Annotated in this window: 23 protein-coding genes and 1 other RNA gene; 8 read left to right on the top strand and 16 right to left on the bottom strand. The window is 72.2% G+C overall.

The window, feature by feature from the left end:
- Nucleotides 1–466: 466 nt before the first annotated feature.
- Together nagA and KGD84_RS05975 are read left to right on the top strand one after the other, a co-directional pair.
- Nucleotides 467–1,609 carry an N-acetylglucosamine-6-phosphate deacetylase gene (gene nagA, locus KGD84_RS05980; protein ID WP_220565099.1) on the top strand — a complete coding sequence of 381 codons (1,143 nt, stop codon included), beginning with the start codon at nucleotides 467–469 and terminating at the stop codon, nucleotides 1,607–1,609.
- A gap of 99 nt (nucleotides 1,610–1,708) precedes the next feature.
- Nucleotides 1,709–2,008 carry a hypothetical protein gene (locus KGD84_RS05975; RefSeq protein ID WP_220565098.1) on the top strand — a complete coding sequence of 100 codons (300 nt, stop codon included), beginning with the start codon at nucleotides 1,709–1,711 and terminating at the stop codon, nucleotides 2,006–2,008.
- 176 nt (nucleotides 2,009–2,184) lie between these two features.
- On the opposite strand, the gene KGD84_RS05970 is transcribed toward KGD84_RS05975, so the two are convergent.
- On the bottom strand, nucleotides 2,185–2,763 hold the full coding sequence (locus KGD84_RS05970) for a TetR/AcrR family transcriptional regulator (protein ID WP_220565096.1): 579 nt from the start codon (nucleotides 2,761–2,763) through the stop codon (nucleotides 2,185–2,187).
- Nucleotides 2,764–2,858: 95 nt separating this feature from the next.
- Between KGD84_RS05970 and KGD84_RS05965 the strand changes: the two genes are divergently transcribed.
- The 3 genes from KGD84_RS05965 to KGD84_RS05955 are packed head-to-tail and all read left to right on the top strand — an operon-like array spanning nucleotide 2,859 to nucleotide 5,264.
- Nucleotides 2,859–3,842: an aldo/keto reductase gene (locus KGD84_RS05965; protein ID WP_220565095.1), complete on the top strand. Its 984-nt coding sequence runs from the start codon at nucleotides 2,859–2,861 to the stop codon at nucleotides 3,840–3,842.
- Nucleotides 3,843–3,849: 7 nt separating this feature from the next.
- Nucleotides 3,850–4,527 (top strand): DUF6891 domain-containing protein, encoded by a 678-nt coding sequence (locus tag KGD84_RS05960; RefSeq protein ID WP_220565093.1) that lies wholly within the window; start codon nucleotides 3,850–3,852, stop codon nucleotides 4,525–4,527.
- Nucleotides 4,527–5,264 carry a helical backbone metal receptor gene (locus KGD84_RS05955; RefSeq protein ID WP_220565562.1) on the top strand — a complete coding sequence of 246 codons (738 nt, stop codon included), beginning with the start codon at nucleotides 4,527–4,529 and terminating at the stop codon, nucleotides 5,262–5,264. Before KGD84_RS05960 ends, KGD84_RS05955 begins: the two co-directional genes overlap by 1 nt.
- Here KGD84_RS05955 and KGD84_RS05950 read toward each other — a convergent pair.
- The 15 genes from KGD84_RS05950 to KGD84_RS05880 form a co-directional block, all read right to left on the bottom strand.
- Complete coding sequence (locus tag KGD84_RS05950; protein ID WP_220565092.1) at nucleotides 5,242–6,027, bottom strand: class I SAM-dependent methyltransferase; 786 nt, start codon at nucleotides 6,025–6,027, stop codon at nucleotides 5,242–5,244. The two genes, KGD84_RS05955 and KGD84_RS05950, sit on opposite strands and share 23 nt — an antisense overlap.
- Before the next feature lie 92 nt (nucleotides 6,028–6,119).
- The gene (locus KGD84_RS05945; RefSeq protein WP_220565091.1) at nucleotides 6,120–6,854 is read right to left on the bottom strand and encodes a DUF2812 domain-containing protein; all 735 of its coding nucleotides are present in this window, start codon (nucleotides 6,852–6,854) and stop codon (nucleotides 6,120–6,122) included.
- Complete coding sequence (locus KGD84_RS05940; RefSeq protein WP_220565090.1) at nucleotides 6,851–7,180, bottom strand: PadR family transcriptional regulator; 330 nt, start codon at nucleotides 7,178–7,180, stop codon at nucleotides 6,851–6,853. Before KGD84_RS05940 ends, KGD84_RS05945 begins: the two co-directional genes overlap by 4 nt.
- Nucleotides 7,177–7,884, bottom strand: a complete 708-nt coding sequence (locus KGD84_RS05935; RefSeq protein ID WP_220565089.1) for a CPBP family intramembrane glutamic endopeptidase — start codon at nucleotides 7,882–7,884, stop codon at nucleotides 7,177–7,179. Before KGD84_RS05935 ends, KGD84_RS05940 begins: the two co-directional genes overlap by 4 nt.
- A 75-nt stretch (nucleotides 7,885–7,959) precedes the next feature.
- Entirely contained in the window at nucleotides 7,960–8,997 is a 1,038-nt protein-coding gene (locus KGD84_RS05930) for a serine hydrolase domain-containing protein (RefSeq protein ID WP_260697191.1), read from the bottom strand.
- 117 nt (nucleotides 8,998–9,114) lie between these two features.
- Entirely contained in the window at nucleotides 9,115–9,360 is a 246-nt protein-coding gene (locus KGD84_RS05925) for a DUF2798 domain-containing protein (protein WP_220565087.1), read from the bottom strand.
- A gap of 650 nt (nucleotides 9,361–10,010) precedes the next feature.
- Nucleotides 10,011–10,383: a transfer-messenger RNA gene (ssrA, locus tag KGD84_RS05920) on the bottom strand.
- 388 nt (nucleotides 10,384–10,771) lie between these two features.
- Entirely contained in the window at nucleotides 10,772–12,739 is a 1,968-nt protein-coding gene (locus tag KGD84_RS05915; RefSeq protein ID WP_220565086.1) for a penicillin-binding transpeptidase domain-containing protein, read from the bottom strand.
- Between the two features lie 23 nt (nucleotides 12,740–12,762).
- Nucleotides 12,763–13,230, bottom strand: a complete 468-nt coding sequence (smpB, locus tag KGD84_RS05910) for an SsrA-binding protein SmpB (protein WP_073384230.1) — start codon at nucleotides 13,228–13,230, stop codon at nucleotides 12,763–12,765.
- A gap of 75 nt (nucleotides 13,231–13,305) precedes the next feature.
- Nucleotides 13,306–14,217 (bottom strand): permease-like cell division protein FtsX, encoded by a 912-nt coding sequence (gene ftsX / locus KGD84_RS05905; protein ID WP_220565085.1) that lies wholly within the window; start codon nucleotides 14,215–14,217, stop codon nucleotides 13,306–13,308.
- An 89-nt stretch (nucleotides 14,218–14,306) separates the two neighbouring features.
- Nucleotides 14,307–14,996, bottom strand: coding sequence for a cell division ATP-binding protein FtsE (gene ftsE, locus KGD84_RS05900; RefSeq protein WP_220565084.1), 690 nt, complete (start codon nucleotides 14,994–14,996; stop codon nucleotides 14,307–14,309).
- A gap of 497 nt (nucleotides 14,997–15,493) precedes the next feature.
- The gene (gene prfB, locus KGD84_RS05895) at nucleotides 15,494–16,612 is read right to left on the bottom strand and encodes a peptide chain release factor 2 (protein ID WP_220565083.1); all 1,119 of its coding nucleotides are present in this window, start codon (nucleotides 16,610–16,612) and stop codon (nucleotides 15,494–15,496) included.
- Nucleotides 16,613–16,728: 116 nt separating this feature from the next.
- Entirely contained in the window at nucleotides 16,729–21,597 is a 4,869-nt protein-coding gene (locus tag KGD84_RS05890) for an NAD-glutamate dehydrogenase (protein ID WP_220565082.1), read from the bottom strand.
- Nucleotides 21,598–21,947: 350 nt separating this feature from the next.
- Nucleotides 21,948–22,649: an HAD family hydrolase gene (locus KGD84_RS05885; RefSeq protein ID WP_220565081.1), complete on the bottom strand. Its 702-nt coding sequence runs from the start codon at nucleotides 22,647–22,649 to the stop codon at nucleotides 21,948–21,950.
- Nucleotides 22,650–22,768: 119 nt separating this feature from the next.
- Nucleotides 22,769–23,365 (bottom strand): TetR/AcrR family transcriptional regulator, encoded by a 597-nt coding sequence (locus tag KGD84_RS05880; protein WP_220565080.1) that lies wholly within the window; start codon nucleotides 23,363–23,365, stop codon nucleotides 22,769–22,771.
- A gap of 76 nt (nucleotides 23,366–23,441) precedes the next feature.
- Here KGD84_RS05880 and KGD84_RS05875 point away from each other — a divergent pair, with 76 nt between their 5' ends.
- The 3 genes from KGD84_RS05875 (at nucleotide 23,442) to KGD84_RS05865 (ending at nucleotide 25,594) form a co-directional block, all read left to right on the top strand.
- Nucleotides 23,442–23,855, top strand: a complete 414-nt coding sequence (locus KGD84_RS05875; RefSeq protein WP_220565079.1) for a nuclear transport factor 2 family protein — start codon at nucleotides 23,442–23,444, stop codon at nucleotides 23,853–23,855.
- On the top strand, nucleotides 23,852–24,673 hold the full coding sequence (locus KGD84_RS05870; RefSeq protein ID WP_220565078.1) for a Rossmann-fold NAD(P)-binding domain-containing protein: 822 nt from the start codon (nucleotides 23,852–23,854) through the stop codon (nucleotides 24,671–24,673). The genes KGD84_RS05875 and KGD84_RS05870 overlap by 4 nt, the downstream gene beginning before the upstream one ends.
- Nucleotides 24,674–24,760: 87 nt before the next feature.
- Nucleotides 24,761–25,594, top strand: coding sequence for an arylamine N-acetyltransferase family protein (locus KGD84_RS05865; RefSeq protein ID WP_220565077.1), 834 nt, complete (start codon nucleotides 24,761–24,763; stop codon nucleotides 25,592–25,594).
- Nucleotides 25,595–26,232 lie beyond the last annotated feature (638 nt).

The raw sequence follows: 26,232 nt of genomic DNA, 5'->3' as shown, positions 1-26,232 counted from the left end.
GGGTCTGGCAGGGGTGCTCCCTCGGACCGATGCACGGTCCGGGACCCAGAACTGGGAGAAGATGAGCGTCCGGTGTCTGCGAGGGTCGGGCCACGGGGTACGACCGTGGCGCGGGGCTGCGGGCCCCGCGTGGCGCTAGCTACGACAGAGCGCGCTCGCCTGCTGTCGGAGATCGACGTGCAGGCGCTGGACAAGCAGCTCACCGGCGGACATGCCTCCATCATGGGGCGGCGCGGCCGCTATCGTCAATGCGTGCCGGCGACCCGCCCCGGACCCGTTCCGCCCCGGATCGGAGGGTCCACCTTTCGGACAGGCGTCCCGAGGATCGGGATTTCCCAGCTCCGCAGGGGGTGCGCGGGCCGGAACGGGGGTGCACGACCCGCTTCCCGGAAGCCCGGTCACACGAATGTAATGTGCGACACACACGCCCTGCGCACGGGGTCCGAAGCGAGAGAGAGTCACGAACATGGTGCACGACCCCGTCACGCTCACCGGCGCGCGAGTGGTCACCCCCGACGGCGTCCACCGGGGCCGCGTCCGGATCGAGGGGGGCCGGATCGCCGCCCTGGAGCCCGACTCCGCCGACACGCCCTCCGGAGAGGTCCGCGACCTGGGCGGGGCCTGGGTGGCGCCGGGCCTGGTCGACGTCCACGTGCACGGCGGTGCCGGGCACGCCTTCCCCGACGCCGACCCCGAGGGCGCCCTGGCCACGGTCCGGTTCAACCGCTCCCGCGGGGTGACCTCGATGGTGGGCGGCCTGGTGGCGGCGACCCCCGAGGACACGGTCCGCCAGGTGGCGGCGCTGGCCGAGCTGTGCGACGCGGGCGAACTGGCGGGCATCTACCTGGAGGGCCCGTTCATCGCCAGGTCCAGGTGCGGCGCGCACGACCCGGACCTGCTGCGCGATCCCGACACCGCGGAGTTCGACGCCTGGCTCAAGGCGGGCCGCGGGCACGTACGCATGATCACCGTGGCACCGGAGCTGCCCGGCGCCCTGGACCTGATCCGCGCGGCCGCCTCCTCCGGTGTGGTGGCCGCGGTGGGGCACACCGAGGCGTCCTACGAGACGGCGCTGGAGGCCGTGGACGCGGGCGCGACGGTGGCCACCCACATCTACAACGCGATGCGCCCGCTGGGCCACCGCGACCCGGGCCCGATCGCGGCGCTGCTGGGCGACGAGCGGGTGACCGTGGAACTGATCCTGGACAACGTGCACGTCCACCCGGGGGCGGCCGGCCTGGTCTTCGCGGCGGCGGGCGCGGAGCGGGTGGCGCTGGTGACCGACGCGATGTCGGCGACCGGGCTGGGCGACGGCGAGTACACGCTGGGCGACCTGCGGGTGCGCGTGAGCGGCGGCGAGGCGCGCCTGGTGGAGACCGGGGCGATCGCCTCCAGCACGATCGTGCTCCCCCGGGCCGTGCGCAACGCCGTGGAGGGCCTGGGCGTGGGCGTCCCGGAGGCGGTGCGCTCGGCCTCGTCGGTCCCGGCCGCGGCGCTGGGGCTGGCCGGTGTCGGCCGGGTCGAGGTCGGCGCGCCGGCCGACCTGCTGGTGCTGGCGGACGACCTTTCGGTCGCCGAGGTGCTGTATCGGGGCGAGAGGGTCGAGTGACGGCGTGTCGCCACGACGCTTCGTAGTCGTTATCAGACGCTAGGTGACAATGGCGGTGGGACACCGACCCGGTTCCGTGACGTGAAAGGACCCACCGCCATGAGCCGATCCAGACAGGAAGAGGAGACCCGCGCACCCTCGGAGGAGCACGGGCACCTGGACAAACTGGCCGACGAGCTGTCCCGTTACGACGTCCGCGCGGACGTGGTGGACGAGCACGGCCCCTGCCTGCGGGTGAGCAACCCGGCGTCCACCTACGCGGTCGAGGACGTGATCTGTGAGCGCCGGGAGCACGACTACGCCTTCATCGCCTCCTTCGGCGTCTACCTGGGCAGCAGCGGCAGCCTCGGGGTCACGGCGCACAAGATCGCCTGGCTGGTGGGCGCGACGAAGGCCTGACCGATCGACGGCGGGGCGGTGCCGGACCGGCACCGCCCCGCCGTCGTGCACGGCCCTCCACGGGCCGCCCTTTACAACGTAGATTCCGATTTGCCCCATCCACCCGGATCGCCCGGATCCGACCGTTGCGCGATCCCGGGCCCCCGCCGCCGACGGTGGGGGCAGCGCCGGGGCGGTCAGGCGGGGCGGGTGCGGAAACCGTCGAGGAAGACGCCCGTGGCGAGGGCGCCCGCCTCCTCCACGCCCATCCGGCCCGCGATGACGAGGCCGAGCGCGCGCTCGACCAGGGCCGTGAACATCTCGAAGCGGACGTCCTCGGGGACGTCCGGGCGCAGCGTGCCGTCGGCGGCACCGCGGGCGAGCAGCGACCGCACCGGGGCGGAGATCCGCTCGTCCCCCTCGTCGATCCCCATCCGCCGCTTGTGCTCGTGCACCTCAGCGAGCCGCACCAGCGCCGCGTACTCCCGCCCCTCGGCCAGGAACGCCCGGGTGACCCGGGCCAGCCCCTCGGGCACGGGCACGCCGTCCACCCCGGCGTCGGCGATCCGCGTCCCCAGGCCCTCCATGACCCGCTCCACCAGCCCGGCCACCAGCGCCTCCCGGTTGGGGAAGTAGCGGTAGAGAGTGGCCCGGCTGACCCCGGAGGCCGACGCGATGGCCGCCATGCTCGCGGTCTCCCCCTGCTCCGCCAGCACGCGGGCCGCCGCGTCCAGGATGGCGGCGGCGATGTGGTCGCGCAGACCCGTTCTCTCCATGCCGGGCAGTCTAGATCCCTTCCACCCATTGACAGCCATGACCCCCCTTGAGACATTAGTGTCTCACACAGAGACAAGCATGAGAGGCGGTCGTCATGGAACGGCGACGGTTGGGCCGCACCGACATCGAGATCAGCCCCATCGGACTGGGCTGCATGCAGTTCTCCGGCACCGGGGCAGCCCGGGTCTTCTACCGCCCCATCGACCCGGCCCTGCCCCGGGCGATCGTCGGGGCCGCCCTGGCCGGGGGCGTCACGTGGTTCGACACCGCCGAGATGTACGGCAACGGCGCCTCCGAGCGGGCGCTGGCCGACGCGCTGCGGGCCAACGGGGTCGCCCCGGGCGAGGTCACGGTGGCCACCAAGTGGGCGCCCCTGCTGCGCACCGCGGCGAGCATCGGGCGCACCTTCCCCCGGCGCGCGGAGGCCCTGGGCGGCTACGGGGTGGACCTGCACCAGATCCACATGCCCAGCGGGTCCGTGTCCCCGCACCGGGCCCAACTGGACGAGATGGCGCGACTGCACGCCGCCGGGTCCGTCCGCGCGGTGGGGGTCAGCAACTTCTCCGCCGCGCAGATGGAGCGGGCCCACACCGTGCTGGCCGCGCGGGGCGTCGTCCTGGCCTCCAACCAGGTGCAGATCAGCCTGCTGCACCGCGACATCGAGCACAACGGCGTCCTGGCGACCGCCCGCCGCCTGGGGATCACGCTCATCGCCTACGCCCCGCTGCGCATGGGGGTCCTCACCGGCCGCTTCCACGAGGACCCCTCCTCGGTCGCCGCGCTGCCGCGCATCCGCCGGCTCGCCGTCCCCGAGTACCGTCCGCGTGGGCTGGCCCGGTCCGCGCCGCTCGTCCGGGAGCTGCGGGCCGTCGCCGACGCGCACGGCGCCACTCCCGGCCAGGTGGCGCTGGGCTGGCTCACCTCCTACTACGGCGACACCGTCGTGGCCATCCCCGGTGCCTCCAGCGAGCGGCAGGCCCGCGAGAGCGCGGCCGCCCTGGACCTGCGCCTGGGCGACCGGGAGCTGGAGCGCCTGGCCTGCCTCTCCGGCGCCGGGCGTCGTAGGGTCGGTCCATAATCGGCGTATGAGCACCCCCTTCGACGGCCTGAACCCCGAAGACGTCCTCGGCGAGGTCCTGGAGGACCTGCGCGTCCAGATCGCCCTGGGCACCGACACCTTCGACGAGATCGTCGGCTCCACCATCGAGGACTACGTCATCGACGGCCTGGAGCACTACGTCGACGACCCCGGCCTGCTGCCCGAGGCCGACCGGGACCGGACCCGGGCCTGGCTGGTCTCGGTCCTGGACGCCGAGTTCGCCGCCCACCTGCGCTCCCAGGGCGAGGACGACGGGCCCGGCGACGCCGAACGGCTGACCGCGGCCTTCGGGGAGCTCGACTCCGCCGGGGTCGTCGCCCGGGAGAACTTCGAGTGCTGCAACACCTGTGCCCACTCCGCCATCCGCGGGGAGATCGAGGCCGAGAACGCCGCCCGCGCGGCCGGGGGGCTGGACCCGGTGCACGGTTTCGTGTTCTACCACGCCCAGGACGCCGAGCGGCTCCAGCCCTACCTGGGGTTCGACGCCGTCGGGACCACCGGGGTCGAGGCCAAGACCGCGGTCGGCCACGAGATCGTGGAGACCCTGCGGCGGCACGGCCTGGACCCGGTCTGGAACGGCGACCCGGGGCAGAAGATCCTGGGCCCCTCCCTGGTCCGGCGGCGCACCGGCCGCCTGGCCGACCACCCGAGCCGGAGCGCCTGATCCCGCGCCGAGACGACCTGGGGCACCCGGTCCCCCTGCCGGACCGGGTGCGCCGCGCCGTGTCCCTCGTCCCCTCCCTGTCCGAGGCGCTGGCCGCCACCGACCCCGGCGTCCTGGTGGGCGTCACCGACTGGTGCCCCCCGGTCCCCGGCGCGGAGCGCCTGCGCGGCACCAAGAACCCGCACGTGCGGCGGATCGTCGAGCTCGCCCCGGACCTGGTCGTCGCCAACAGGGAGGAGAACCGGGAGCGCCACGTCCGGGAGCTGCGCGCGGCCGGGATCCCCGTGTGGGTGACCGACATCCGCACCGTCCCCGGAGCGCTGGCCTCCCTGCGCCGCCTGCTGGACGCCTGCGGCCTGGCCGACCCCGGCTGGCTGGCCGAGGCCGGGCGGGTCTGGGCCGCCCCCGCGCCCGCCGCGGGGCCGCGGGTGGCCGTCCCGGTCTGGCGTGACCCGTGGATGTTCGTCGGCTCCGACACCTACGCCCACGACGTGCTGACCCGGCTGGGCGCCGTCAACGTCCCGGCCGCCCTGCCCGGCCGCTACCCGGAGGCCTCCCCCGGGAGCGTCGGTGCCGACCTCGTCCTGCTGCCCGACGAGCCGTACCCGTTCGGCCCCGGCGACGGCCCGGAGGCGTTCGACGTCCCCTCGGTGTGCGTCTCGGGCCGCGACCTGACCTGGTACGGCCCGGCGATGACCGCCGCCCGGGCGCGCCTCAGCTCCGTTCTGGAACGGTGACGCGGATCTTCGACTGCCCGTGCGGCAGCTCCTCCCAGTCCTCCATGAACCGGGCGCGCAGACCGTGCTTCTCCGCCAGGGCGACGAGCGTCTCGGTGCGGTAGTAGAAGTCCTCCCGCAGCACGTGGTGCTCGGCCCCTTCGGTGCGGTCGAACGTGAAGTCGAAGAAGCCCCCGGGGGCGAGCACCCGCTCCACGTGCGCCAGGCACTCGTCGATGACCTCCAGGGGCGAGTGGGAGAACACGCTGTGCGCGTGCACCACGTCGAAGTGCCCCTCGGGCAGGAAGTCGAAGGTCAGGTCCCGGACCAGGGTCAGGTGCGGCAGTTTGTGCTGCAGCCCCCGCGCGGCCAGCGTCTCCTTGGCGGAGATGAGGATGTCCGGGGAGATGTCGATCCCGTAGTACCCGCCGGCGTCCAGGTGGTCGATGAACCGCCACCCGGCGCGCAGGTTGCCGCAGCCGATCTCCAGCAGGCGGTGGCCGGGCCGCAGTCCGTGGCCGACCAGGTAGTCGAACTGCATCCGGCCCAGCTCCAGCCACCGCTCCTCGTTGCGGCTGCCCACGGCGGCCTTGGGATCCCGGGCGGTGTCGGCGGCCATCACCGCCCGGTAGTAGGAGACGTGGTCCCGGTGCCGGAGCCGCAGGCCCAGGTCGCGGGCCGAGCGGCGAAGGTAGGGCCCCACCTTCGCCGGGTTGCGCAGTGCGTAGCGGACCTTGTGCAGCAGAGAGGCCCGGTTGCGGTTCAGGGGGGCGGAGGAGGACATCGTGGGGCTCCCATCGAACAGAGACGGAGGAAGTCCCCGAGGCTACCCACCCCGCCGGGGAAACAACAGGGGGTAGCCGGTTCCGGCCCCGTTCAGCGCCGGTCGCGCACCGAACGGACGATCCGGAGCACGGCCCACACGGCGCCCAGGGCCAGGGCCGCGCCGACGAGCGCCCCCACCGCGAGGCCCGCCAGCTCCTCCGGCCCCTCGGCCGTCAGCCGCCCGTCGGCCGCCCGCTGCACGATCGACCACACCGAGACCGCCACGACCGCCAGCGACGCGGCGATGAGCGCGATCCCCCGGGCCCCGAAGAAGGCCCGCCGGGGCCCGGGCGCGGGCGGGTCCTCCAGCTCCGCCCCGGGACCGGCGGTGGCCGCCCCGGGACGTTTGAAGTAGGCCAGCACCGACCGGTGCCCGCACGGCTCCCAGCCATCGGGGGCCAGCCTCGCGGCCAGCCGCTCCCGGTCGGCGCGGCCCGTGCAGACCTCCTGGCGGTACTCCCAGGTCTGGGGGTTCTCACGGTCCCGGCGGCCGACGAACCGGCCCAGCCGGTCGATGCGCTCCACCTCCCAGCCCTGGGCGCCGAACCCGTTGAGCCGCGCGGGCGTCTCGAAGGCGTCCGCCGTCCAGGCCAGTTCCTCGGGATCGCCGCCCTCCTGCCGGGGCACGAGCGAGTCGGCGAACCCGTCGACCGGCCCGAACTCCTCCTCCGGGTCCACCCCGGCGTCCGCCGCGTACGCGGACAGCTCCTCCAGCAGCACCCGCGACCTCTCGGCGTCCACGCCGCGTGCCGCGAGCCGTTCGGCCAGCTCGTCGAAGTAGGTCATCGGTCCTCCAACACGGTGCGGACGGCGGTCTCGAACTCGCGCCAGGCCGCGGTCTGTTCGGCCAGGACGGTGCGCCCGGCCTCGGTCAGCCGGTAGTAGCGCCGGCCCGGTCCCCGCTCGGCGGCCCGGAACTCGGCCTCCACCAGCCCGGCCTCCTCCAGGCGGTTGAGCACCGGGTACAGCGTGCCGCCCTTGATGGTCCCCAGGCCCGCCTCGTCCAGCCGCTTGGCGATCGCGTACCCGTAGCTCTCGCCCTCGGTCAGCCCGGCCAGCACCAGCAGGTCCAGCACGCCCTTGAGCCAGCTCGACCGGCGGTCCGCCCTCATCGGGCCGCCACCTCCTCGCGCCGGGGGGCGAACGCCAGGGAGCGCAGGTCCAGGAGGATGTGCAGCACGATCGGCACGAACAGGCTGCCGGTGGCCAGGTACACGTTCGTGAACACGAAGCCGACCAGCGTGACGAAGACCAGGCCCACCGGCCCCTGGTACAGGTGCCCCAGGACGAAGATCCCCAGGCTGATCCCGGCGGCGACCACGGGGTCCAGCCCCAGGCCCACCCCGGCGGCGATGAACAGGCCGCGGTAGACGAGTTCCTCGCAGATCCCGGCGGTGACCGAGGCCCCCGCGCCCCACCACCGCTCCCGGGCCGTGCGCGGCAGCAGCGCGGCGACCGCCTTCTGCCCCGGCATCAGGAACCCGGGGGCCTTCCGAGCGGCCAGGGCGACCGCGGCCATCGCGACGGCCATCCCCACGACGGCCCCGGCGAGCGTGCCCCACTCCCCGTTCATCGGGACCAGGCCCAGTTCCGCGAGGCCCACCCCGGGCGAGACCAGGACCGCCAGCAGGGCGACCCCGGTGAGGCCCCACCAGACGGCGATGCCCTGGCCGAACATCCGCGTGAGCGCCCGCGGGTCCGTGTCCCGCACCCGCTCCAGCTCCGTGTAGGCGCGCCTGCCCCACCACGGTTCCACGGCCACCAGGTACAGGACGATCAGCGCCACCAGCGCCAGTCCCCACACGGAGAACCCCACGACGACTCCTTCGGTTCGACTACCTAGACCATAGACCTACCTAGTTAGGAATACAACCTATGTCGCCGCGCCGATTCACCCTCCCAGCAGGACCTCGCCCATCCGGACCGCCACATCGGCGTCCTCCAGGTCCCACTCCCCCTCCCGGGAGACCGCCCCGGTCGCCCAGAACGCCATCGGCCCGCCGGGCACGTGCAGCAGCTCCGCGTAGGCCGCGCCGTTCCCCCCGTTGTGCCAGGCCGCCCTCCGGCCCCCGACCTCGAGGATCACCCAGCCGTACCCGTAGTGCGAGGTCCCCAGGGCGTCCTCCGCCACGTGCGGCGTGAACATCCGCTCCAGGGCCCGCTCCGACAGCACCGCGCCCCCGGCCAGGGCCCGGTGCCAGGCCAGCATGTCGCGCGCGGTGGACAGCATCCCGCCGTTGCCCCGCAGGTTCCAGTACGGCCCGTCGTCCGCCCACGGCCGCTCGTACGGCCGCCCCAAGGAGTCCCCCCGGGCGTCGTACTCCACCGCGACCCCGGCGTCGTCCCAGTCCGGCAGCACGTACCCGGTCCGCGTCATGCCCGCGGGCCCGAACAGGGTCTCCGCCAGGAAACCCTCGTACGACCCGGCCACCACCTCGATGACCGCCGCCAGCAGCCCGTAGCCGACGTTGGAGTACAGGTAGCCCTCCACCGGCTCGGCGGCCACCGCCGCCGCCACGAACTCCTCCCGCCCGAGCGGCTCGTAGTCGTCGCCCAGCGCCTCCGGGAGCCCACCGGTGTGCGTCAGGAGCCGGTGCAGGTCGACCTCCCCCAGCCGCCCCGACGCGCCGGGCAGGAAAGCGCCCACCGGGTCCCCGACGGACAGCTCCCCGTCCATCTCCAGCCGCAGGACGCCGGCCGCGGTGAACTGCTTGGTCACCGAGCACACGTCCCGCGCGGTGTCCATCCCCACCGCCACCAGGGGCTCGCCGTCCGCCGCGACCACACTGACCTCGGGCCCCTCGGGCACCAGGTCCGCCAGCCGCTCCCGCGGGCTCCTGGACGCCCACCGCACCGCGGCGCCGCCCCCCACCACCGCGGCCGCGGCCGCGACCCCGCCTCCGACCAGGAACCCCCGCCGAGACCGCATCCCCACTCCCCTCCCACCGACGAACGCAGGAGCAGGGCGCGGACCCCCATCATGCCGCCGGAGCCCGCCCCACGACCAGCCGCGGCCCGGGCCCGCCGGGCCCGGGCCGCGCACGTGTCAGGCCGTTTCGGAGGCCTCACCTCCGCGGCCGCGGAGGATCCTCCCGGCGAGCGCCATCGAAACGGGCCAGGCGCCCATGGTCAGGGCGAACGCGATCGGCCACGCGATGGCGAACTGCCGGGGCCACCCGGTCAACCACTCCATGGTCGGCCCGGTGAAGATGAGGCCCATGATGCCCGACATGGTCGCGGCCATGATGAAGGTCATGATGACCTGAGAGAGAAGAGCGCTCTTCTTGTTCATCGTCGATCCCTTGTCCGGGACGACGACGCCTCGATGCGTACACCTCAGCGCCGCCGTCCACTCCGTAGAAGGATGGGGCGCCTCGGGTTCGCGCCGACGGGCGCGACTGCATCTCAGGAGAACCGAGGGCTGGAATAACCACACCAGCCAGAATCTTTTAGGCCTGCCAACCCTATCGCACCCGGAACAACTCACCCCGCCCGAACAAAAAAGGCGACCCCGCAAGCGGAGCCGCCCGAAAGCGGGCACAGCCCGCCTCACAACGTGAGAGCACCCACCGCCCACCGGACCGATCCCCCCGGCGGACACGACAAAGGGCGACCCCGCAAGGAGCCGAAGGCTCCGAGCAGAGCTGCCCGAAAGCGGGCACAGCCCGCGTCACGATGTGAGAGCACGCACCGCCCACCGGACCGATCCCCCCGGTGGACACGACAAAGGGCGACCCCGCAAGGAGCCGAAGGCTCCAAGCGGAGTCGCCCGAAAGCGGGCACAGCCCGCGTCACGATGTGAGAGCACGTACCGCCCACGGAACCGTTCCCCGCGGCCCCGCCACAGGGGGGTGCCTCGGGGGGTTCGGGGGGTCTCCCCCCGGCGGACATGCCGAAACGACCCTGCGAGGCGGCCGTAGGCCCCCGAGCAGGGTCGTCGTGGAGTGGAGGTGGCGGGAATCGAACCCGCGTCCTTCGATGACGCACCAGAGCTTCTCCGGGTGCAGTCTGTAGTGTCGTTCTACTCGGCCCCAGCGCTTGTACAGACACATCGCTGACGGGCCCAGCCACTGAAATGTCCCGCGCGGGCCCTGTGGCCTGATCCGCGCGGTGAGTCATCTGGCTGATGCCGGTACCCGGGCCGATGACGAGCCCGGACCGACAGAGTCGCTATCGCTTAGGCAGCGAGAGCGAACTCAGTGCGCTTGGAATTGGCACTTGTGTTTAGCGTGAATGCAGGATTAACGAGGTCACAAACACAACCCTCGACCCGCTTCCCCTGAAACGCCGACCGAAGTCGAAACCGATCACCCCCTGTGCAGTTGTCAAGGCTCCGCCGGCCGTGGCCCGCGGTGCCCGCAACGAGCGTCCGGACCGTGGTCCTTCGGCTCGTTCGTCACTCTACCGGGTCAACGCCGCGGGGGCCAAGCTGATTCCCGCCGACGCGGACCGGTTTCGAACAGGGAGAAACCCCCGCGGGGCGGACTCAGAGTGGTCGACGCTCTCCCGCGGGGGCCGGTCGGCAGGGTCGGGCCGACCGTTGGAAACCGGCAGGATCTCCCCCGAGATGAGGTCCTGCCTCCACGCTGGCCCGCTACCCCCTGTCGCGGTGCCAGGTATCCGGAAAGACGCGGGCGGCCCTCCCGAAGGTTGCGGAAGGGCCGCCCGTTTTGCCCCATCAGGGCATGGTATGTACGACCGGATTACCAGCCGGTCTCCTCGGTGGCCGTCAGATCGGCCTCCGTCAGCGGAGCCTCGGTGGTGGTGTCGGGGACCCCGGTGGTGGTCTCCGGGACCCCGTTGGCCATGCCCGACAGGAACGACTGGGCCGCGGTGACCGCGTACTGCGACCACTGCGTCTGGGCCGGGTCCACCTCGGCCAGCACCGCGAACGCCACGTCCCCCTGGTAGCCGACGAACCAGTGCAGCGCGGTGTCGCCCTGCTCGGTGCGCGCGGCCTGGCCGTGCACCTCGCCCTCGCCGACCCCCATGGTCAGCTCGGGCATGCGCTGGACGACGGCCTCGCGCAGCCCCTGGCGGACCACCTCCAGGCCGGTCGCGTCCAGGGCGGTGGCCCCGGCGGCGGCCTCGTCGCGCACCAGCTGCGGCGGGTGCCAGGAGCCGTCGGCGACGGCACCGGCGACCAGGGCCATGGTCAGCGGGCTGACCCGCACCCCGTGTTCGCCGATCATCGCCGAGGCCGTCTCGACCTCGCCGCCGCCGATCTCGACCTCGCCCGGCGAGGAGGGGACCGGCAGCTGCCAGTTCGCCCCGACGCCGAGCTCCTGCGCGGTCGCGGCCAGCGCCTCGGCGCCGACCTCCTCGCCCAGGGCGGCGAACCCGACGTTGCAGCCGAACGCGATGTTGCGGACCAGGCTGGGGTCGAAGCTGAGCGAGCCCTGGCTCGGGTTGGTGAAGGTCTGCCCGCCGATCTCGACGCTGGGCCCGCAGGGCACCTCGCTGGTCGGGGTGGCGGCGCCCGTCTCCAGGGCGGCCAGCGCGGCGATCACACCGAAGGTCCCGCCGGGCTTGTAGGACCCGGTGAAGGCGTTGTCGTCGCCGGTGTTGCCGGAGGCGTTGGCGGCGGCCAGGATCTCGCCGGTGCCGGGGGCCACGGCCACCAGGTAGGCGTCGCCGGGCATCCCGGTGAGCGCGTGCTCGGCGGCCCGCTGCACGTCGGTGTCGAGCGTGGTGTCGACGCCGCCGCTCTGCTCGCCCTCCCAGGACTCCAGGACCCCGGTGACCTGCCCGTCGGCGTCCAGGGTGACGACCTGGGTGGTCGCCGAGCCCGCCAGCTCGTGCTGGTAGATGTTCTGCAGTCCGCTCAGGCCCACGGTGTCGCCGGCCTGGTAGGTGCCCGGGACCCGGGAGGAGACCCGGTGCTCGGCGGTGCCGGCGACCTCGCCGACCACGAACGGCGCCGCGGCCGGGGTCAGGTTGATCTCCACCTCCTGCACGTCCGCGCCGGAGATCTCGCGGACGTCGGCCAGCAGCGCCCCGTCCACGCTGGAGTTGCGCATGAGCACCAGCGGCTGGAACTGCTCGGGCGGCGCGGAGCGCACGCGGTTGAGCAGGCGGTCGGGGTCCTCGTCGAGGAGGCGGGCCAGCTCGGTGACCCCGGCCTCCTTGTCCTCCATCTCGGCCGGCACCACGCCGAAGGCGCTGACCCGGTCGGCGGCGACCAGGGGCCGGCCCTGGCTGTCGAGGATCTGCCCGCGCTCCTGGGCCTCGTAGCTGACCGCGAGGCGCTCCTCGGGGTTCAGCTCGGGGTGCAGGACCCCGGAGGACCAGGTGATCTTCCAGCCGTCGGGGCCCCAGGTGAGCGGCATCCGACCGGTGTAGTCCCAGGTGGGGTCGCCCATGCCGAGGTCGGCGTGGGCCGAGAACTCGGCGGTGGCGCTGTCCTTCTCCCGGGAGATCGGGCCGAGCCCGAAGCGCAGGGAGGCGAGGTCGAGCTGCTCCTTCATGTCCGTGAGGGCGCGCTCGACCTCCTCCGGGTCGCCGTCTGTGTACCGGGCCGCCTCCGCGTGCTCACCGCTCTGCCAGGCGAGCAGGAAGGACCTGACCGCCACCTCGGGGCTGGGGTCGGGAGTACAGGCGGCCAGGGTGGCAGCGAGGATCAGGGCGCTGCCGGCGGCCGCGGTCCTGCGGCCGTGGGGACGGGGGGACACCGTGTGTGTTCCTTTCGGGCGCCTCATCGGTTGCGTTGGCGGAGCGCGCGTTCCATGTCCCGCTTCGCCTCGCGTTCGGCGATGTCCTGACGCTTGTCGTATTCGCGCTTACCGCGTGCCAGAGCGATCTCGACCTTGACCCGACCGTCACTGAAGTACAGCGCCAGCGGGATCAGCGTGTAGCCGGGCTCCCGGGTCTTGCCGATGAGCCGCGAGATCTGCGCGCGATGCAGGAGTAGCTTACGCGATCGGCGGGACGCGTGGTTGGTCCAGGTGCCCTGTGAGTACTCGGGGATGTGCACGTGCTCCAGCCACACCTCGCCGTCGCCGATGTGCGCGAACCCGTCGACGATGGACGCCCGGCCCTCTCGGAGCGACTTCACCTCGGTACCGGTGAGGACGATGCCCGCCTCGTAGGTCTCGTCGATGTGGTATTCGTGCCGGGCGCGCCGGTTCTGCGCGATGAGTTTGCGCCCGGTTTCCCGTGCCACTTGGGGTGTCCCTTCAATACGCCCGGGGGGCACGAGGCCCCCCGGTTCGGTCGTGTCCGTCCCCGACGGCCCGCGTCAGACCTTGAGGTACCGGCGCAGGGTGAGGAACGAGGTGACGGTGCACAGCAGCACACCGAGGATCATCGATACACCGATCACGTACATGAGCGCGCCGGTGCCCAGTGCGATGTCGAACTGGAACCATTCCTCCACGCGGGTCAGCAGCGTGAACCGGGTGGCCACGATGAACCCGGAGGCGATGAGGCCGCCGACGAGGCCGGCGATCGCGCCCTCCAGGAGGAAGGGCAGCTGGATGTAGAAGTTGGAGGCGCCGACCAGGCGCATGATCCCGGTCTCGCGGCGGCGGCTGTAGGCCGACAGGCGGATGGTGTTGCCGATCAGCAGCGCGGCCGCGGCCAGCTGCACGCCGGCGACCAGCAGCGCGGACCACTTGAGCCCGTCCAGCAGGCCGAAGAACTGCTCCAGGACCCGCTGGTCGTTGGAGATGGAGTCGACGCCGGGGCTGCCCTCGACGGCGGCCCGCACGGTGTCGTAGTACTCCGGGTTGGTGAGCTGCACCCGGAAGTTGTCCGGGATGTCGCCCTCCTGCGCGGCGGCGGCCAGGGCCTCGTTGGAGGCGCCCAGGCGCTCCTGGAAGTCCTGCCACGCCTCGGCGGCCGTCAGGTAGGTGACGTCCTGGACCTGCTCCATGCCCTCCAGCTTGTCCTGGAGCGCGGCGCGGTCCTCGTCGGTCGCGGGCCCGTTCTCCTGACAGACGGGGGTCGGCGAGATCTCGTTGCACATGTAGATGGTGAGCGTGATCCGCTCGTCCCAGTAGTTGCGCATCTCGGACACCTGCTGGTTGACCAGCAGGCCCGCGCCGAAGAGGGCGAGGGAGATGGCGACCGTGGTGATGACGGCGATCGTCATCGTCAGGTTCCGACGCAGGCCGATCCACGTCTCGGAGAGAACGAATTGTGCTCGCATGATCTGTTAAAGGTCCATCCTTGGGTGGTTCGCCGCGCCGGTCGGGTCCTCGGCGGGGTGGGACGCCCGGCGCCGGGCGCGCCAGAAGGTCAGTACGCCTGGCCGTAGACGCCGCGCGACTGGTCGCGCACCACGAGGCCCTCTTCAAGCTCGATCACGCGCTTGCGCATCGAGTCGACGATGGCGGCGTCGTGGGTCGCCATGACGACGGTGGTACCCGTGCGGTTGATCCGGTCCAGGACCTTCATGATGCCGATCGAGGTCGCGGGGTCGATGTTGCCGGTGGGCTCGTCGGCCAGCAGGATCTGCGGGCGGTTGACGAACGCGCGGGCGATCGCGACGCGCTGCTGCTCGCCACCGGACAGTTCGTTGGGCATGCGTCCGGCCTTGCCCTCCAGGCCGACGAGCTCGACGACCTCGGGGACGACCTTGCGGATGAACCTGCGGGGCTTGCCGATGACCTCCAGGGCGAACGCGACGTTCTCGAAGACGTTCTTGTTCGGCAGCAGGCGGAAGTCCTGGAAGACGCAGCCGATGCGGCGGCGCAGGTGCGGCACCTTCCAGTTGGACAGGCGCGCGAGGTCCTTGCCGGCCACGTGCACGCGGCCCTTGTCGGGCTTCTCCTCCTTGAGGACCAGGCGGAGGAAGGTCGACTTGCCGGAGCCGGACGGGCCGACGAGGAAGACGAACTCGCCCTTGTCTACGTCAATGGAAACGCCGTCGAGCGCGGGGCGTTTCTGGGTCGGATAGACCTTGGTGACGTTGTCGAAGTGGATCACAGGCGCATCACAAGGTTCTCGAAGGTATGGGTACCCGACGCGGAGAGGACTCCGTGCGGGGATCGTACCGGCCGCATGGCCAACCGACAGTGTAGAGGGGGGAACGACCCGGATCGTCCAGGCCGCGTCGCACCCGAAGATTCCGCACACTATCGGACAACAGCCCCGAGCATATCGGAGGCGTCAACCGATGATAACGTTCACATATAGCCGTTTCGGTAAAACCGCGGAGTCGTGAGCATCACCATTGGGATACAACCTGCGCATTCTTCCCAATATGCTCACCCGTAGCATCCGCACCGACACCCAGGGTGTCACCGCGGTCGCTCCGTGCGGCCGGACCCCGGATATTACAGGGAGAAGGTCCCCGGTCCCCGCGGCCGCGCCGGGGTCCGATACCCCGTCCTCCACGAGACCGGAACGGCCGGGGCCCGCACGCCCCGGGGAGGGGTCCCCGGTCCCGCGCGGGCCGCCCGGCCGGTCGGCGTGTCGTGGGGTCAGGCGTCCTCGGACCGCTCCCGGCTGCGCATCCAGCGGATCTCGGCGTCGATGAACTCGTCGATCTCGCCGTCCAGCACCGCAGCGGTGTTGCCCGTCTCCATGCCGGTCCGCACGTCCTTGACGCTCTGGTAGGGCTGGAGGACGTAGTTGCGCATCTGGGTGCCCCAGCTGCTCACCGACTCGCCGCGGATGTCGTCCAGCGCCGCCTGCTCCTCCTCGCGCTTGCGCGCCAGCAGCTTGGCCTGGAGCATCGTCATCGCGGTCGCCTTGTTCTGGAGCTGGGACCGCTCGTTCTGGCAGGACACCACGATCCCGGTGGGCAGGTGGGTGATGCGCACCGCCGAGTCGGTGGTGTTGACGCCCTGGCCGCCGGGACCCGAGGAGCGGTACACGTCGATGCGCAGCTCGGTCTCGTCGATGTCGATGTGGTCGCTCTGCTCCACCACGGGGACGACGTCCACGCCGGCGAAGGAGGTCTGGCGCCGGTTCTGGTTGTCGAACGGGGAGATGCGGACCAGGCGGTGGGTGCCGTGCTCGCCGCGCAGGGTGCCGTAGGCGAACGGCGCCTTGACCGCGAACGAGGTGGACTTGATGCCCGCCTCCTCCGCGTAGGAGGTCTCGTAGATCTCCGTGGGGTAGCCGTGCCGCTCGGCCCAGCGCAGGTACATGCGCTGGAGCATCTGCGCCCAGTCCGCGGCGTCCACGCCGCCCGCCTGGGAGTTGATGGTGACGAGGGCCTCGTGCTCGTCGTGCGGGCCGTTGAGGAGGGTGCGCACCTCCAGCTCACCGATCTCCTTGCGGAGCTGCTCCAGCTCGCGGTCGGCCTCGGCCCTGGTGTCGGCGTCCTCTTCGGCCTCGGCCAGTTCGTAGAGCACGCCCAGGTCGTCGAGCCGCCGGCCGATGCCCTCGATCTTGTTGACCATGGACTCCAGGCTGGAGAGCTCGCGCGTCACCTTCTGCGCGTTGCCCTGGTCGGCCCACAGCTCCGGGTCGGCGGACTGCTCGCGCAGCTCCTCGATCCGGGTGCTCATCGCCTCCAGGTCCAAGACGGCGGTGACGCTCGCCAGGGTCGCCGCGAGGTCCTTGATCTTCTCTGCTGGGTCCAGTTCTGCCACGGACCCCAGTGTAGGCCCCCGCCCCGCGGGGACCGCCACCGGCGAACACGGCCGGGGCCGCCCTTGCGGACGGCCCCGGTCACCCCGCGGCCCGCCCCGAGGGGCGGGCACGGGGGTCAGTCGTCGACCAGGGAGCGGAAGGACCGCAGCGCCACCGACAGGGTGGCCAGGTCGAACCGCTCGTTCTCCTGGATCTCGGACAGGGTGATCCCCGCCCGCTGGACGGCCTCGCGGTTCTGCTCGAACCAGGAGAGCATCAGCGCCTCGACCGAGTCGTCCGGCGTGCCCGACTCCAGCACCCGGCCGGTGAGGGCCGCGTGCGCCTCGTACAGGTCGTCGCGCAGCGCGCCGCGCGCCATCGTGCCCCACCGGTCGTCGCGCGGCAGGTCGATGATCCGCTCCCGCCACCAGCTGATGTTGAGCCGGTCGGCCAGCTCGAAGTACAGCTCGGCGACCTTCTCCACCGGCCGGCCGGTGCGGTGCGCGATCTCCACCAGGTCCAGGGTGGAGTAGGCGGGCACCATGGCCGCGACCCGCTCGGCCAGCTCGGCCGGGACGCCCTGGCCGATGTACCGGTCGCGGCGCTCGGTGAACGCCTCGCGGTCGCGGCCGCGCAGCAGGCCCACCAGCCGGCCCAGGACCCCGCCCACGCCCTCGGAGAAGAACCCGATCTCGGTGCGGATGTCGAACGGGAAGGTGCGGTTGCGCAGCAGCCACCGGGCCGAGCGCTCGGCCAGCTTGCGGGTCTCCAGCAGCAGGGTGAGCTGGCCGTCCACCGAGATGCGGTGGTCCAGCTCCTCCACCCCGCCCCAGAACTCCTGGAGGCGCAGCACCTCCTGGACGACCAGGTAGGCGCGGGCGATGTCCGCGGCGCTGGAGCCCAGCTCCTCGTTGAGGCGGAAGGCGAAGGTCAGCCCGGAGCGGTTGACCATCTGGTTGACCACCTGGTTGACGATGATCTCCCGGCGCAGCGGGTGGGTGGCCACCGCCCGCGCGAACCGCTCCGTGCGCAGCGGCGTCGGGAAGTACCCGACCAGGGTGTCGGCCAGGTACGGGTCCTGCGCCAGGTCGGACAGGCCGATCTGGTCCTTGAGGCTGATCTTGGTGTAGGAGAGGAGCGTCGCGAACTCCGGGCCGGTCAGGCCCTGGCCCGCGGCGCGCCGCTCCGCGATCGCCTTGTCGGAGGGCAGGTCCTCCAGCTTGCGCTTGAGGACCTTGGTGCGCTCCAGGTGGCGCATGTAGCGGCCGTGGACGTGCAGCATCTGGTGGGCCTGCTTGCGGGCGGCGGCCAGCACCGTGTTCTGCGCGTAGTTGTTGTCCAGGACCAGCTCGGCGACCTCGTCGGTCATGTCGATGAACAGGCGGTCGCGCTCGTCGGCGTCCAGGGAGCCGTCGCGCACCTCCCGGTCGAGCATGATCTTGATGTTCACCTCGTGGTCGGAGGTGTCCACGCCGGCCGAGTTGTCGATGAAGTCGGTGTTGACCCGGCCGCCCTCGCGGGCGAACTCGATGCGGGCGGGCTGGGTCAGGCCCAGGTTGCCGCCCTCGCCCACGACCTTGACGCGCAGCTCGGTGGCGTCGACGCGGACCTGGTCGTTGGCCTTGTCCCCGACCTCGGCGTGGGTCTGGGAGGCGGCCTTGACGTAGGTGCCGATGCCGCCGTTCCACAGCAGGTCCACCGGGGAGGTGAGGACCCGGCGGATCAGCTCGTCGGGGGTCAGCGCCGTGACGTCGTCCTCGATGCCCAGGGCCGCGCGGACCTGCGCGCTGACCGGGACGGACTTGGCCGAGCGCGGATAGACGCCGCCGCCCTCGGAGATCAGCGCCGGGTCGTAGTCCTCCCAGTTGCTGCGCGGCAGCTCGAAGAGCCGCTTGCGCTCCACCCAGGAGGTGTGCGGGTCCGGGTCCGGGTCGAGGAACACGTGCCGGTGGTCGAACGCGGCGACCAGCTTGATCTGCTGCGACAGCAGCATGCCGTTGCCGAACACGTCACCGGACATGTCGCCGATGCCGACCGCGGTGAAGGGCTCGCTCTGGACGTCGACGCCCATCTCCCGGAAGTGGTACTTGACCGACTCCCAGGCGCCGCGGGCGGTGATGCCCATGGCCTTGTGGTCGTAGCCGACCGAGCCGCCGGAGGCGAAGGCGTCGCCCAGCCAGAAGCCGCGCCCCTTGGAGATCTCGTTGGCGGTGTCGGAGAACGTCGCGGTGCCCTTGTCGGCCGCCACCACCAGGTAGGAGTCGTCGCCGTCGTGCAGGACGGTGCGCTCGGGGTGGACGACGGCGCCGTCGACCAGGTTGTCGGTGACGTCGAGCAGGCCGCTGATGAAGTCCTTGTAGCAGGCGACGACCTCGGCCATGACCTGCTCGCGGGTGCCGCCCTCGGGCAGGCGCTTGCAGACGAAGCCGCCCTTGGCGCCGCTGGGGACGATCACCGAGTTCTTCACCATCTGCGCCTTGACCAGGCCCAGGACCTCGGTGCGGAAGTCCTCCAGCCGGTCCGACCAGCGCAGGCCGCCGCGGGCGACCCGGCCGAAGCGCAGGTGGACGCCCTCGACGCGCGGCGAGTAGACGTACATCTCCAGCTTGGGCCGGGGCTGGGGCAGGTCCGGGATGCTCTGCGGGTCGAGCTTGAGCACCAGGTAGGGGTTGCCCTGGTAGTGGTTGGTGCGCAGCGTGGCCCTGATGACGGCCAGGAAGGACCGCAGCACGCGGTCGTGGTCCAGGCTGGCCACCGAGTCCAGCTCGCCCTCGATCTTGCGGACCAGGGCCTCGGTGCGCTCGGTCCGGCCCTCGTCGGGCTGGTCCGGGTCGAAGCGGGTCTGGAACAGGTCGACGAGCAGGCCGGTGATCCCGACGTTGGCGGCCAGGATGTCGGCCAGGAAGTCGGGGGTGAAGGTGGACCCGGCCTGGCGCAGGTACTTGGCGTAGGCGCGCAGCACGGTGAGCTGGCGCCAGTCCAGCCCGGCGCGGACCACCAGGGTGTTGAACCGGTCGGACTCGCCCAGGCCGCGCCAGGAGGCGTCGAAGGCGTCCTCGAACAGCTTCTTGAGCCGCTCGTCGGGCAGGTCGGCCGCGGTGACGGGGCCCAGGCCGAAGTCGTAGATCCAGACCCGGCCCACGCCCTGGACGTCGATGTCGTAGGGCCACTCGTCGACCACCTCGACGCCCAGGTGCTCCAGGACCGGCAGGATCCGGGAGAGCGAGATGGGCTTGCCGACGCGGTGGACGCGGAAGCGCCAGGCGTCGTCGTCGGGGTGCCGGTAGAGGCTGGCGGAGAACGCGCCCCGCCGCTCGTCGGGCGCGGTGCGGGCGAGCAGCTCCTCCAGGGCGCCGATGTCGCGCGCGGCGACCTCGGGCTGGTTGTCGACCTTGTAGGCCTCGGAGAGGCCGGAGCCGTACCGCTCCTTGTACTCGGTGGCGCGGTCCGGGCCGAAGGCGTCGGTGAGGGCGTCGTCGAGGTCGGTGTCCCAGGAGCGGGCGGCCCGGCGGACCTTCTCCTCCAGGGCGAGCTGGTCGATGTCGGCCAGGGTCTCGCCGTGGCGGGCGCGCGCCACCAGGTAGAGGCGGGCCAGCGGGGCGGCGCCGATCATGACGTTGTGGTCCATGGTCGCGCCGTGGAAGGCCTCGCCGAGCACCTGCTGGATGTCCAGGCGCACGCGGGTGCTGTACTCGTCGCGCGGCATGTACACGAAGCAGGACATGTACCGGCCGCCGTAGGGGTCGCGGCGCATGAACAGCTTGGTGCCGCGGCGGTCGCGCAGGCGCATGACGCCGCGGACGATGGTGTACAGCTCGCCGACGGGGATCTGGAGGAGCTCCTCGCGGGGGAAGGTCTCCAGCAGTTCGGTGAGGTCGCGGCCGTCGTAGCTGTCGGCCTCGAACCCGGCCAGGGCCAGGATCTCCGCCTGCTTGCGGCGGAGGATGGGGATCTGGGCGATGCCCGTGTTGGTGGCCTGGGAGGTGAACAGCCCCAGGAAGCGGCGCTCGCCGACGATGTTGCCCTGGGCGTCGAACTTCTTGACGCCGATGTAGTCCAGGTACTTGGGCCGGTGGACGGTGGAGCGGGAGTTGGCCTTGGTGAGCACCAGGATGTAGGGCTCGCGGGCCTTGCCGCGGATCTCCGGGGGCAGGGCGGCGAAGCTGGTGGAGGCCGGGGAGTCCATGCGCATGATGCCCAGGCCGGTGCCGGGCTCCGGGCGCAGGGCGTCGTCGCCGTTCTCGTCGGTGACCAGGGTGTACTCGCGGTAGCCCATGAAGGTGAAGTGGCGCCCGGCGACCCAGCGCAGGAAGTCGACGCTCTCGCCGATCTCGCGGGCGTCCACGCCCCCGGCGACCAGGCGGTCGGGGTAGGCGGCCAGCTCGTCGGCGATCCGGATGGCCCGGTCGCTCATCTTGGCGGCGTCCTCGTCCACGTAGCGGACGTCGTTGAGGACGGACTCGAGCCGGTCGGTGATCTCCTTGATCCGCTCGGGGTCGGTCTGCCGGTCGATCTCGATGTGCATCCAGGACTCGTCGACGGGCAGCAGGCCGTCGCCGCCGAGCTCGGGGTCGATCTGGCGGAGTTCGCCCTCCAGGTCGCGGCCCACGGTCATCTGGGGGTGGATGATCAGGCGGACGCCCGCGTTGAGCTCGCGCAGGGCCATCGTCACGGACGAGACGAGGAAGGGCGCGTTGTCGGTGACGGTCTCGACGATGCTGGTCCGGGAGTCCCAGCCGTCGCGCTCGACGGTCGGGGTGTGCACGCGGACCTTGGCGCGGCCGGGGCGGCGCTGAGCGCCGAAGGCGCGGTGGGCCTCGGCCATGCCGCAGATCTGTTCGGGGGTGCGGCCCGCGATCTCCTCCGGGTCGGTGTGCCGGTAGTAGAGCGGGAGGAAGCGGCGGACGGCCTCGGCCTCGTCGGCGCCGAGCCGCGGGCCGGGGGACCACTTGGTCGCCGCTTCGGCGAGCAGCTGCTGGAGGGTGCCGTCGGATTGCCCGGACATGTGTCTATCTCACTCCTTTGTGAGCAACGTCGCACGAGCGCTGTGGGATCACCGGGTCATGTGCCCTGTGAATCCCTGAGCTGATGTGTGATTTTACGTGAGCACCCAGGGCCGCACGGGACCCCGGGAGCGGTGTGGTGGTGGTGTGACCTGTGCGCACAGGCTGGAAGAAAGAGGCTTCAGACCCCATTGTCACTGCCTCGTCCAAGAACACAGGCTACTGCTTTTCACGTCGGAGGGCAGGAGCAACACCGTTAAACCACGGTTACACACTGTAAGAAGCGGATTGCGACGGTCGGTGGCGATGTGCACGAGGGTTCACCTCGACCCGGTCGGAGACGTACGTGTCGTTATCGAGCCGTTGTCGAATCGGTCGCCTGATGGACGGCGGTCATCACGGCGCGGGGGTCGGTGAGGTCGGGCAGGACGACCTGCGCGCCCGCGTCGCGCAGCTGCCCCTCCGTCGTGGGGCCGTTGAGGACCCCGACCGGGACGGCCCCGCCGATCAGGGCGGCCCGGACGTCGGAGACGTTGTCGGTGATCAGGACGGTACTGGAGTCGGGGATCATCCCGCCCTCCGCCGCGTGCAGGCGGATGGACTGGATGAGCGTGGACTTGGGGTAGTTGACCGACCCGTAGCCGCCGATGGCCAGGTTCAGGTAGGGGTCCAGGCCGAAGGCCACCAGCTTGGCGGTGGCCACCGTCCGGGGGCTGCCGCTGACCACCGTCTGCACGGTGTCGGGCAGCGAGGCCACGGCCGCCAGCGAGGCCGCCGCCCCGGGCATCACCCGCCCCTTGGCCGCCAACTCCCCGGCGCGGGTCTCGAAGGCGGCCTCCAGGGCCGCGAGGAACTGGGCGAGGGTGTCGACGTCGGGCTCGATGTCGACGTAGTTGCGGGCGCAGAACTCGAAGAACATCTCCGAGTCCGTACGGCCCGCGGTCGAGGTCAGGTAGACCAGGGGCTCACCGGTGACCTTCTCGAAGGCCTCGGCGTAGGCGGCCCGCATGACCCGGCCGACGTCGAGGAGCGTGAGGTCGATGTTCCATAGCACCAGGCGGCTGATGGCGAACTCCTCGGGTGATGCACGACAGTCGGACCCCCCTATTGTGCCGCACGGGCGTTTCCCGTCGAGAACCCCGTCCGGGACCGGCCACACCGGGGCCGAACCGGTCACGGTCCGAGGAGCCGCTCCACCAGTGCGCGCACGTCGCGCAGCGCCCGGCCCCGGGTGAGTCCCTCGGCGGCGACGAGGTGGCCCACCAGGTCGGCCCGGACGGCGCCGAGCAGGACGTGCGCGGTCCACGCGGCGTCCGGCGCCGGAGGCGCCTGGCCGGCGCGGGCGACGGCGTCGGCCAGGAGACCGTGGACGAGGCGGTAGGACTCGGAGGCGAAGAGCTCGGCGCCGCGCCCGGCGGGCGCCTCCTCCAGGGTCTGCGTCAGGTGGGTGTTGTCGAGCTTGATCCGCACCAGGGCCTCCATGATCCCGAAGACCCGTTCCCGGGGCGGGGTGCCCGGGCCCAGCGGTTCGGGGCCCGCGGCCAGCGCTTCGCGGAACCAGGCGGTGCGCGCGTCGAAGACGGCGCGCACCAGGCCCGCGCGGTCGCCGAAGCGGCGGAACAGGGTGCCCTTGCCGACCCCGGCCGCCTCGGCGATCTCGTCCATGGACACCGCGGTGCCGTGCGGTGATTCGGCGAAGAGCCGGTCCGCGGCGGCCAGGATGGCCGCCCGGTTGCGCGCGGCGTCGGCGCGTTCGTTCTCGCGGGCCACACTTCCCCCTTGTTAAACGGACTGGCGGTCCGTATATTGATCCGGACCGATGGTCCGATTTTATGGGGGGAGCGGGATGGGCGTGGAGCAGGGCACACCCGAAGCGGTGTTCCACGAGCTGATGGACCTGCTGTGGCGGGGCGACACCGCCGGCTGGGCCGGCCTGGTGGCCGAGGACGCCGTCATGGAGTTCCCGTTCGCGCCGCCGGGCGCGGTCCGGCGGCTCGACGGGCGGGAGGCGGTGCTGGCGTACATGGCGGGCGTCCCGGAGCTGTTCGAGTTCGGCGCGAAGCCGGAAACGGTGGTCCATCAGACGACCGACCCGGGCCGCGCCGTCATCGAGATGGGCCTGAGCGCCCGGGTCAGGGCGACGGGCGCGCCCTACGAGCAGCGGTACGTGGTCGTACTGGAGGTGGCCCAGGGGCGGGTCACCTCCTACCGCGACTACTGGGACCCGCTGGTGGCGCAGGCCGCGGGGGTGGGCGCGTGAAGGTCCTCGTGACGGGGGCGACGGGGACGACCGCCCGCGCGCTCATCCCCGTGCTGGACGGACTCGGCGCGGAGGTGGTCGCGGCGAGCCGCCGTCCGGGACCGGGGCGGGGCGTCAGGTTCGACTGGTACGACCCGGGCGGCCACGACGCGGCCCTCGACGGCGTCGACCGCGTGTACCTGGTGCCGCCGCCGCTGGACGCGGACCCGGTCGAGGCCATGGGGCCGTTCCTGGAGCGGGCGCACCGCCGCGGCGTGCGCCGGGCGGTGCTGCTCGGCGCGTCGGCCGTTCCCACCGGAGGACCAGTGGTGGGGCGGGTGGCGCGGATGGTGCTGGAGGTGTTCGACGAGGCGGTGGTGCTGCGGCCGTCGTGGTTCATGCAGAACTTCGTGGGGGACCACCCGCACGCGACCGGGTTCCGGGAGCAGGGGGCGATCGCGACGGCCACCGAGGGCGGACGGGTGGGGTTCGTCGACGCCCGCGACATCGCGGCGGTCGCCGCGCACGCGCTGACCGGCGCGGAGCCGGTCGAACGGGAGCCGGTCCTCACCGGACCCGAGGCGCTGGGCTACGACGAGGTCGCCGCGATCTACGGCGAGGTGACGGGGCGGGAGGTCGTGCACGAGTCACTGGAACCCGGCGACGTGGAGCGGGCGCTGGCGGCGGCGATGCCGGTGGAGGTGGCACGGATGCTGGTGCGGCTCGACGGCCTCATCGCCTCGGGTGCCGAGGACCGCGTCACGGACACGGTCGAACGCATCACCGGTCGGCCGCCCGGCGACCTCCGCACGGTACTCCGACGCGACCTGCGCCCCTGAGATATTCCCGCGCCGTTCCTCCGGGTTCCTCCAGGAACACCCCGTTATCCGCCCGCGCTGCAACGGGGTGACGAGAGGAGATCCGCCATGACGACCTCATGGGGCACCGAGGCCCTGGACCTGACGGCCTACCTGGACCGGTTGGGGGTGCCCGCACAACGGCCGGACGGGGAGTACCTGGACCGGCTGCACGAGGCGCACATCAGGGCGTTCCCCTTCGAGACCGTGGACGCGCTCCTGGGCCGGTCCCCGGCGGTCGACGTCCGGGGCGTGCAGGAGAAGTTCCTGGGCGGGGGGCGGGGAGGGTACTGCTTCGAGCACGGGGTGCTGTTCGCGGCCGCCCTGGAGCGGCTGGGCTTCGAGGTGCACCGGCGGCTGGGCACGGTCGGCCCCGCAGGCGAGAATGCACGGACGCACCTGCTGGTCGAGGTCGTGCTGGACGGCCGGCGGCTGCTGGCCGACCCGGGGTTCGGCTCGGGCATGCGGCGGCCGATCGCGATGGAGGACGGGGCCCGGAGCAGCGGGGGCGGGATGACCTTCGGCCTCGCCCGGGTGGCCCGCGGGCGGTCGCGGGGCTGGGAGCTGCGCAAGCAGCGGGGGCAGGGGTGGGAGCCGCTGCACGTGACCCACGAGTCGGAGGTGTACCCGGTGGACCTGGTCGCGGGGAACCACTTCGTCGCGACCCACCCGGACTCGGTGTTCCGCAGGATGCTGGTGGTGACGGGCTTCCTCCCCGACGGGATCCACGCCAGCCTCACCCAGGACTCGGTCACCCTCCGCGCCCCGGGCTCCCCCACCCGGCACGGGGAGCTGGCGCCGGAAGACCTCGACCCGTGGCTGGACCGCCTCGGCGTGCGCCTTCCGGAGGACGACCGCGCCCTCCTCCACAAGCGCCTCGCCGACCTCCCCTCCCCCACCTGACCACCCGAACGGCCCCGCCGGCGCGGCGCCAACGCCCCGCTGCCCGGTCCGGCAGAGCCGTCCCGGCCCGTCCCCGCGTGCGCGGGGTTGACGCCGACGGCAACGCCACCTGGTACAGCGTGACGGGTCCACCCCCGCGTGTGCGGGGCTTGCGGGGTGCGTGACCAGTACCTCCAGCGCAACACCGGCCCATCCCCGCGTGCGCGGGGCTGACGAGCCGGGGGGCGATGGTGTACGCCCAGCTGTCGGTCCATCCCCGCGTGCGCGGGGCTGACTGGGCGAGCACGGACGGGACGGCGGCGTCGATCGGTCCATCCCCGCGTGCGCGGGGCTGACGCCGTGACCGTCCAGGTCCACGGCCGCCTCAGCGGTCCATCCCCGCGTGCGCGGGGCTTGCGCGGTGGCCACTGGCCAGGGGGGTGGCCACCCCGGTCCATCCCCGCGTGCGCGGGGCTTGCGGGGCCCGCTCCCGGGCGCGGCGGACGGCCGCCGGTCCATCCCCGCGTGCGCGGGGCTTGCGCCAGGGCCCCCGTGACGGAGCTGCGGGCTCGCGGTCCATCCCCGCGTGCGCGGGGCTTGCTGGATCAGGTGCGGGGGTGCTGCCGGGGCCGCCGGTCCATCCCCGCGTGCGCGGGGCT

This window comes from Nocardiopsis changdeensis (assembly GCF_018316655.1).
Classification (GTDB): domain Bacteria; phylum Actinomycetota; class Actinomycetes; order Streptosporangiales; family Streptosporangiaceae; genus Nocardiopsis; species Nocardiopsis changdeensis.
This window is presented reverse-complemented; position numbering and strand designations above follow the sequence as displayed.

What these genes read in the sequence shown, in the direction of transcription:
- nagA (WP_220565099.1), top strand. Translation starts at nt 467, where the DNA reads ATGGTGCACGACCCCGTCACGCTCACCGGCGCGCGAGTGGTCACCCCC.
- KGD84_RS05975 (WP_220565098.1), top strand. Translation starts at nt 1,709, where the DNA reads ATGAGCCGATCCAGACAGGAAGAGGAGACCCGCGCACCCTCGGAGGAG.
- KGD84_RS05970 (WP_220565096.1), bottom strand. Translation starts at nt 2,763, where the DNA reads ATGGAGAGAACGGGTCTGCGCGACCACATCGCCGCCGCCATCCTGGAC.
- KGD84_RS05965 (WP_220565095.1), top strand. Translation starts at nt 2,859, where the DNA reads ATGGAACGGCGACGGTTGGGCCGCACCGACATCGAGATCAGCCCCATC.
- KGD84_RS05960 (WP_220565093.1), top strand. Translation starts at nt 3,850, where the DNA reads ATGAGCACCCCCTTCGACGGCCTGAACCCCGAAGACGTCCTCGGCGAG.
- KGD84_RS05950 (WP_220565092.1), bottom strand. Translation starts at nt 6,027, where the DNA reads ATGTCCTCCTCCGCCCCCCTGAACCGCAACCGGGCCTCTCTGCTGCAC.
- KGD84_RS05945 (WP_220565091.1), bottom strand. Translation starts at nt 6,854, where the DNA reads ATGACCTACTTCGACGAGCTGGCCGAACGGCTCGCGGCACGCGGCGTG.
- KGD84_RS05940 (WP_220565090.1), bottom strand. Translation starts at nt 7,180, where the DNA reads ATGAGGGCGGACCGCCGGTCGAGCTGGCTCAAGGGCGTGCTGGACCTG.
- KGD84_RS05930 (WP_260697191.1), bottom strand. Translation starts at nt 8,997, where the DNA reads ATGCGGTCTCGGCGGGGGTTCCTGGTCGGAGGCGGGGTCGCGGCCGCG.
- KGD84_RS05925 (WP_220565087.1), bottom strand. Translation starts at nt 9,360, where the DNA reads ATGAACAAGAAGAGCGCTCTTCTCTCTCAGGTCATCATGACCTTCATC.
- ftsX (WP_220565085.1), bottom strand. Translation starts at nt 14,217, where the DNA reads ATGCGAGCACAATTCGTTCTCTCCGAGACGTGGATCGGCCTGCGTCGG.
- KGD84_RS05890 (WP_220565082.1), bottom strand. Translation starts at nt 21,597, where the DNA reads ATGTCCGGGCAATCCGACGGCACCCTCCAGCAGCTGCTCGCCGAAGCG.
- KGD84_RS05875 (WP_220565079.1), top strand. Translation starts at nt 23,442, where the DNA reads ATGGGCGTGGAGCAGGGCACACCCGAAGCGGTGTTCCACGAGCTGATG.
- KGD84_RS05865 (WP_220565077.1), top strand. Translation starts at nt 24,761, where the DNA reads ATGACGACCTCATGGGGCACCGAGGCCCTGGACCTGACGGCCTACCTG.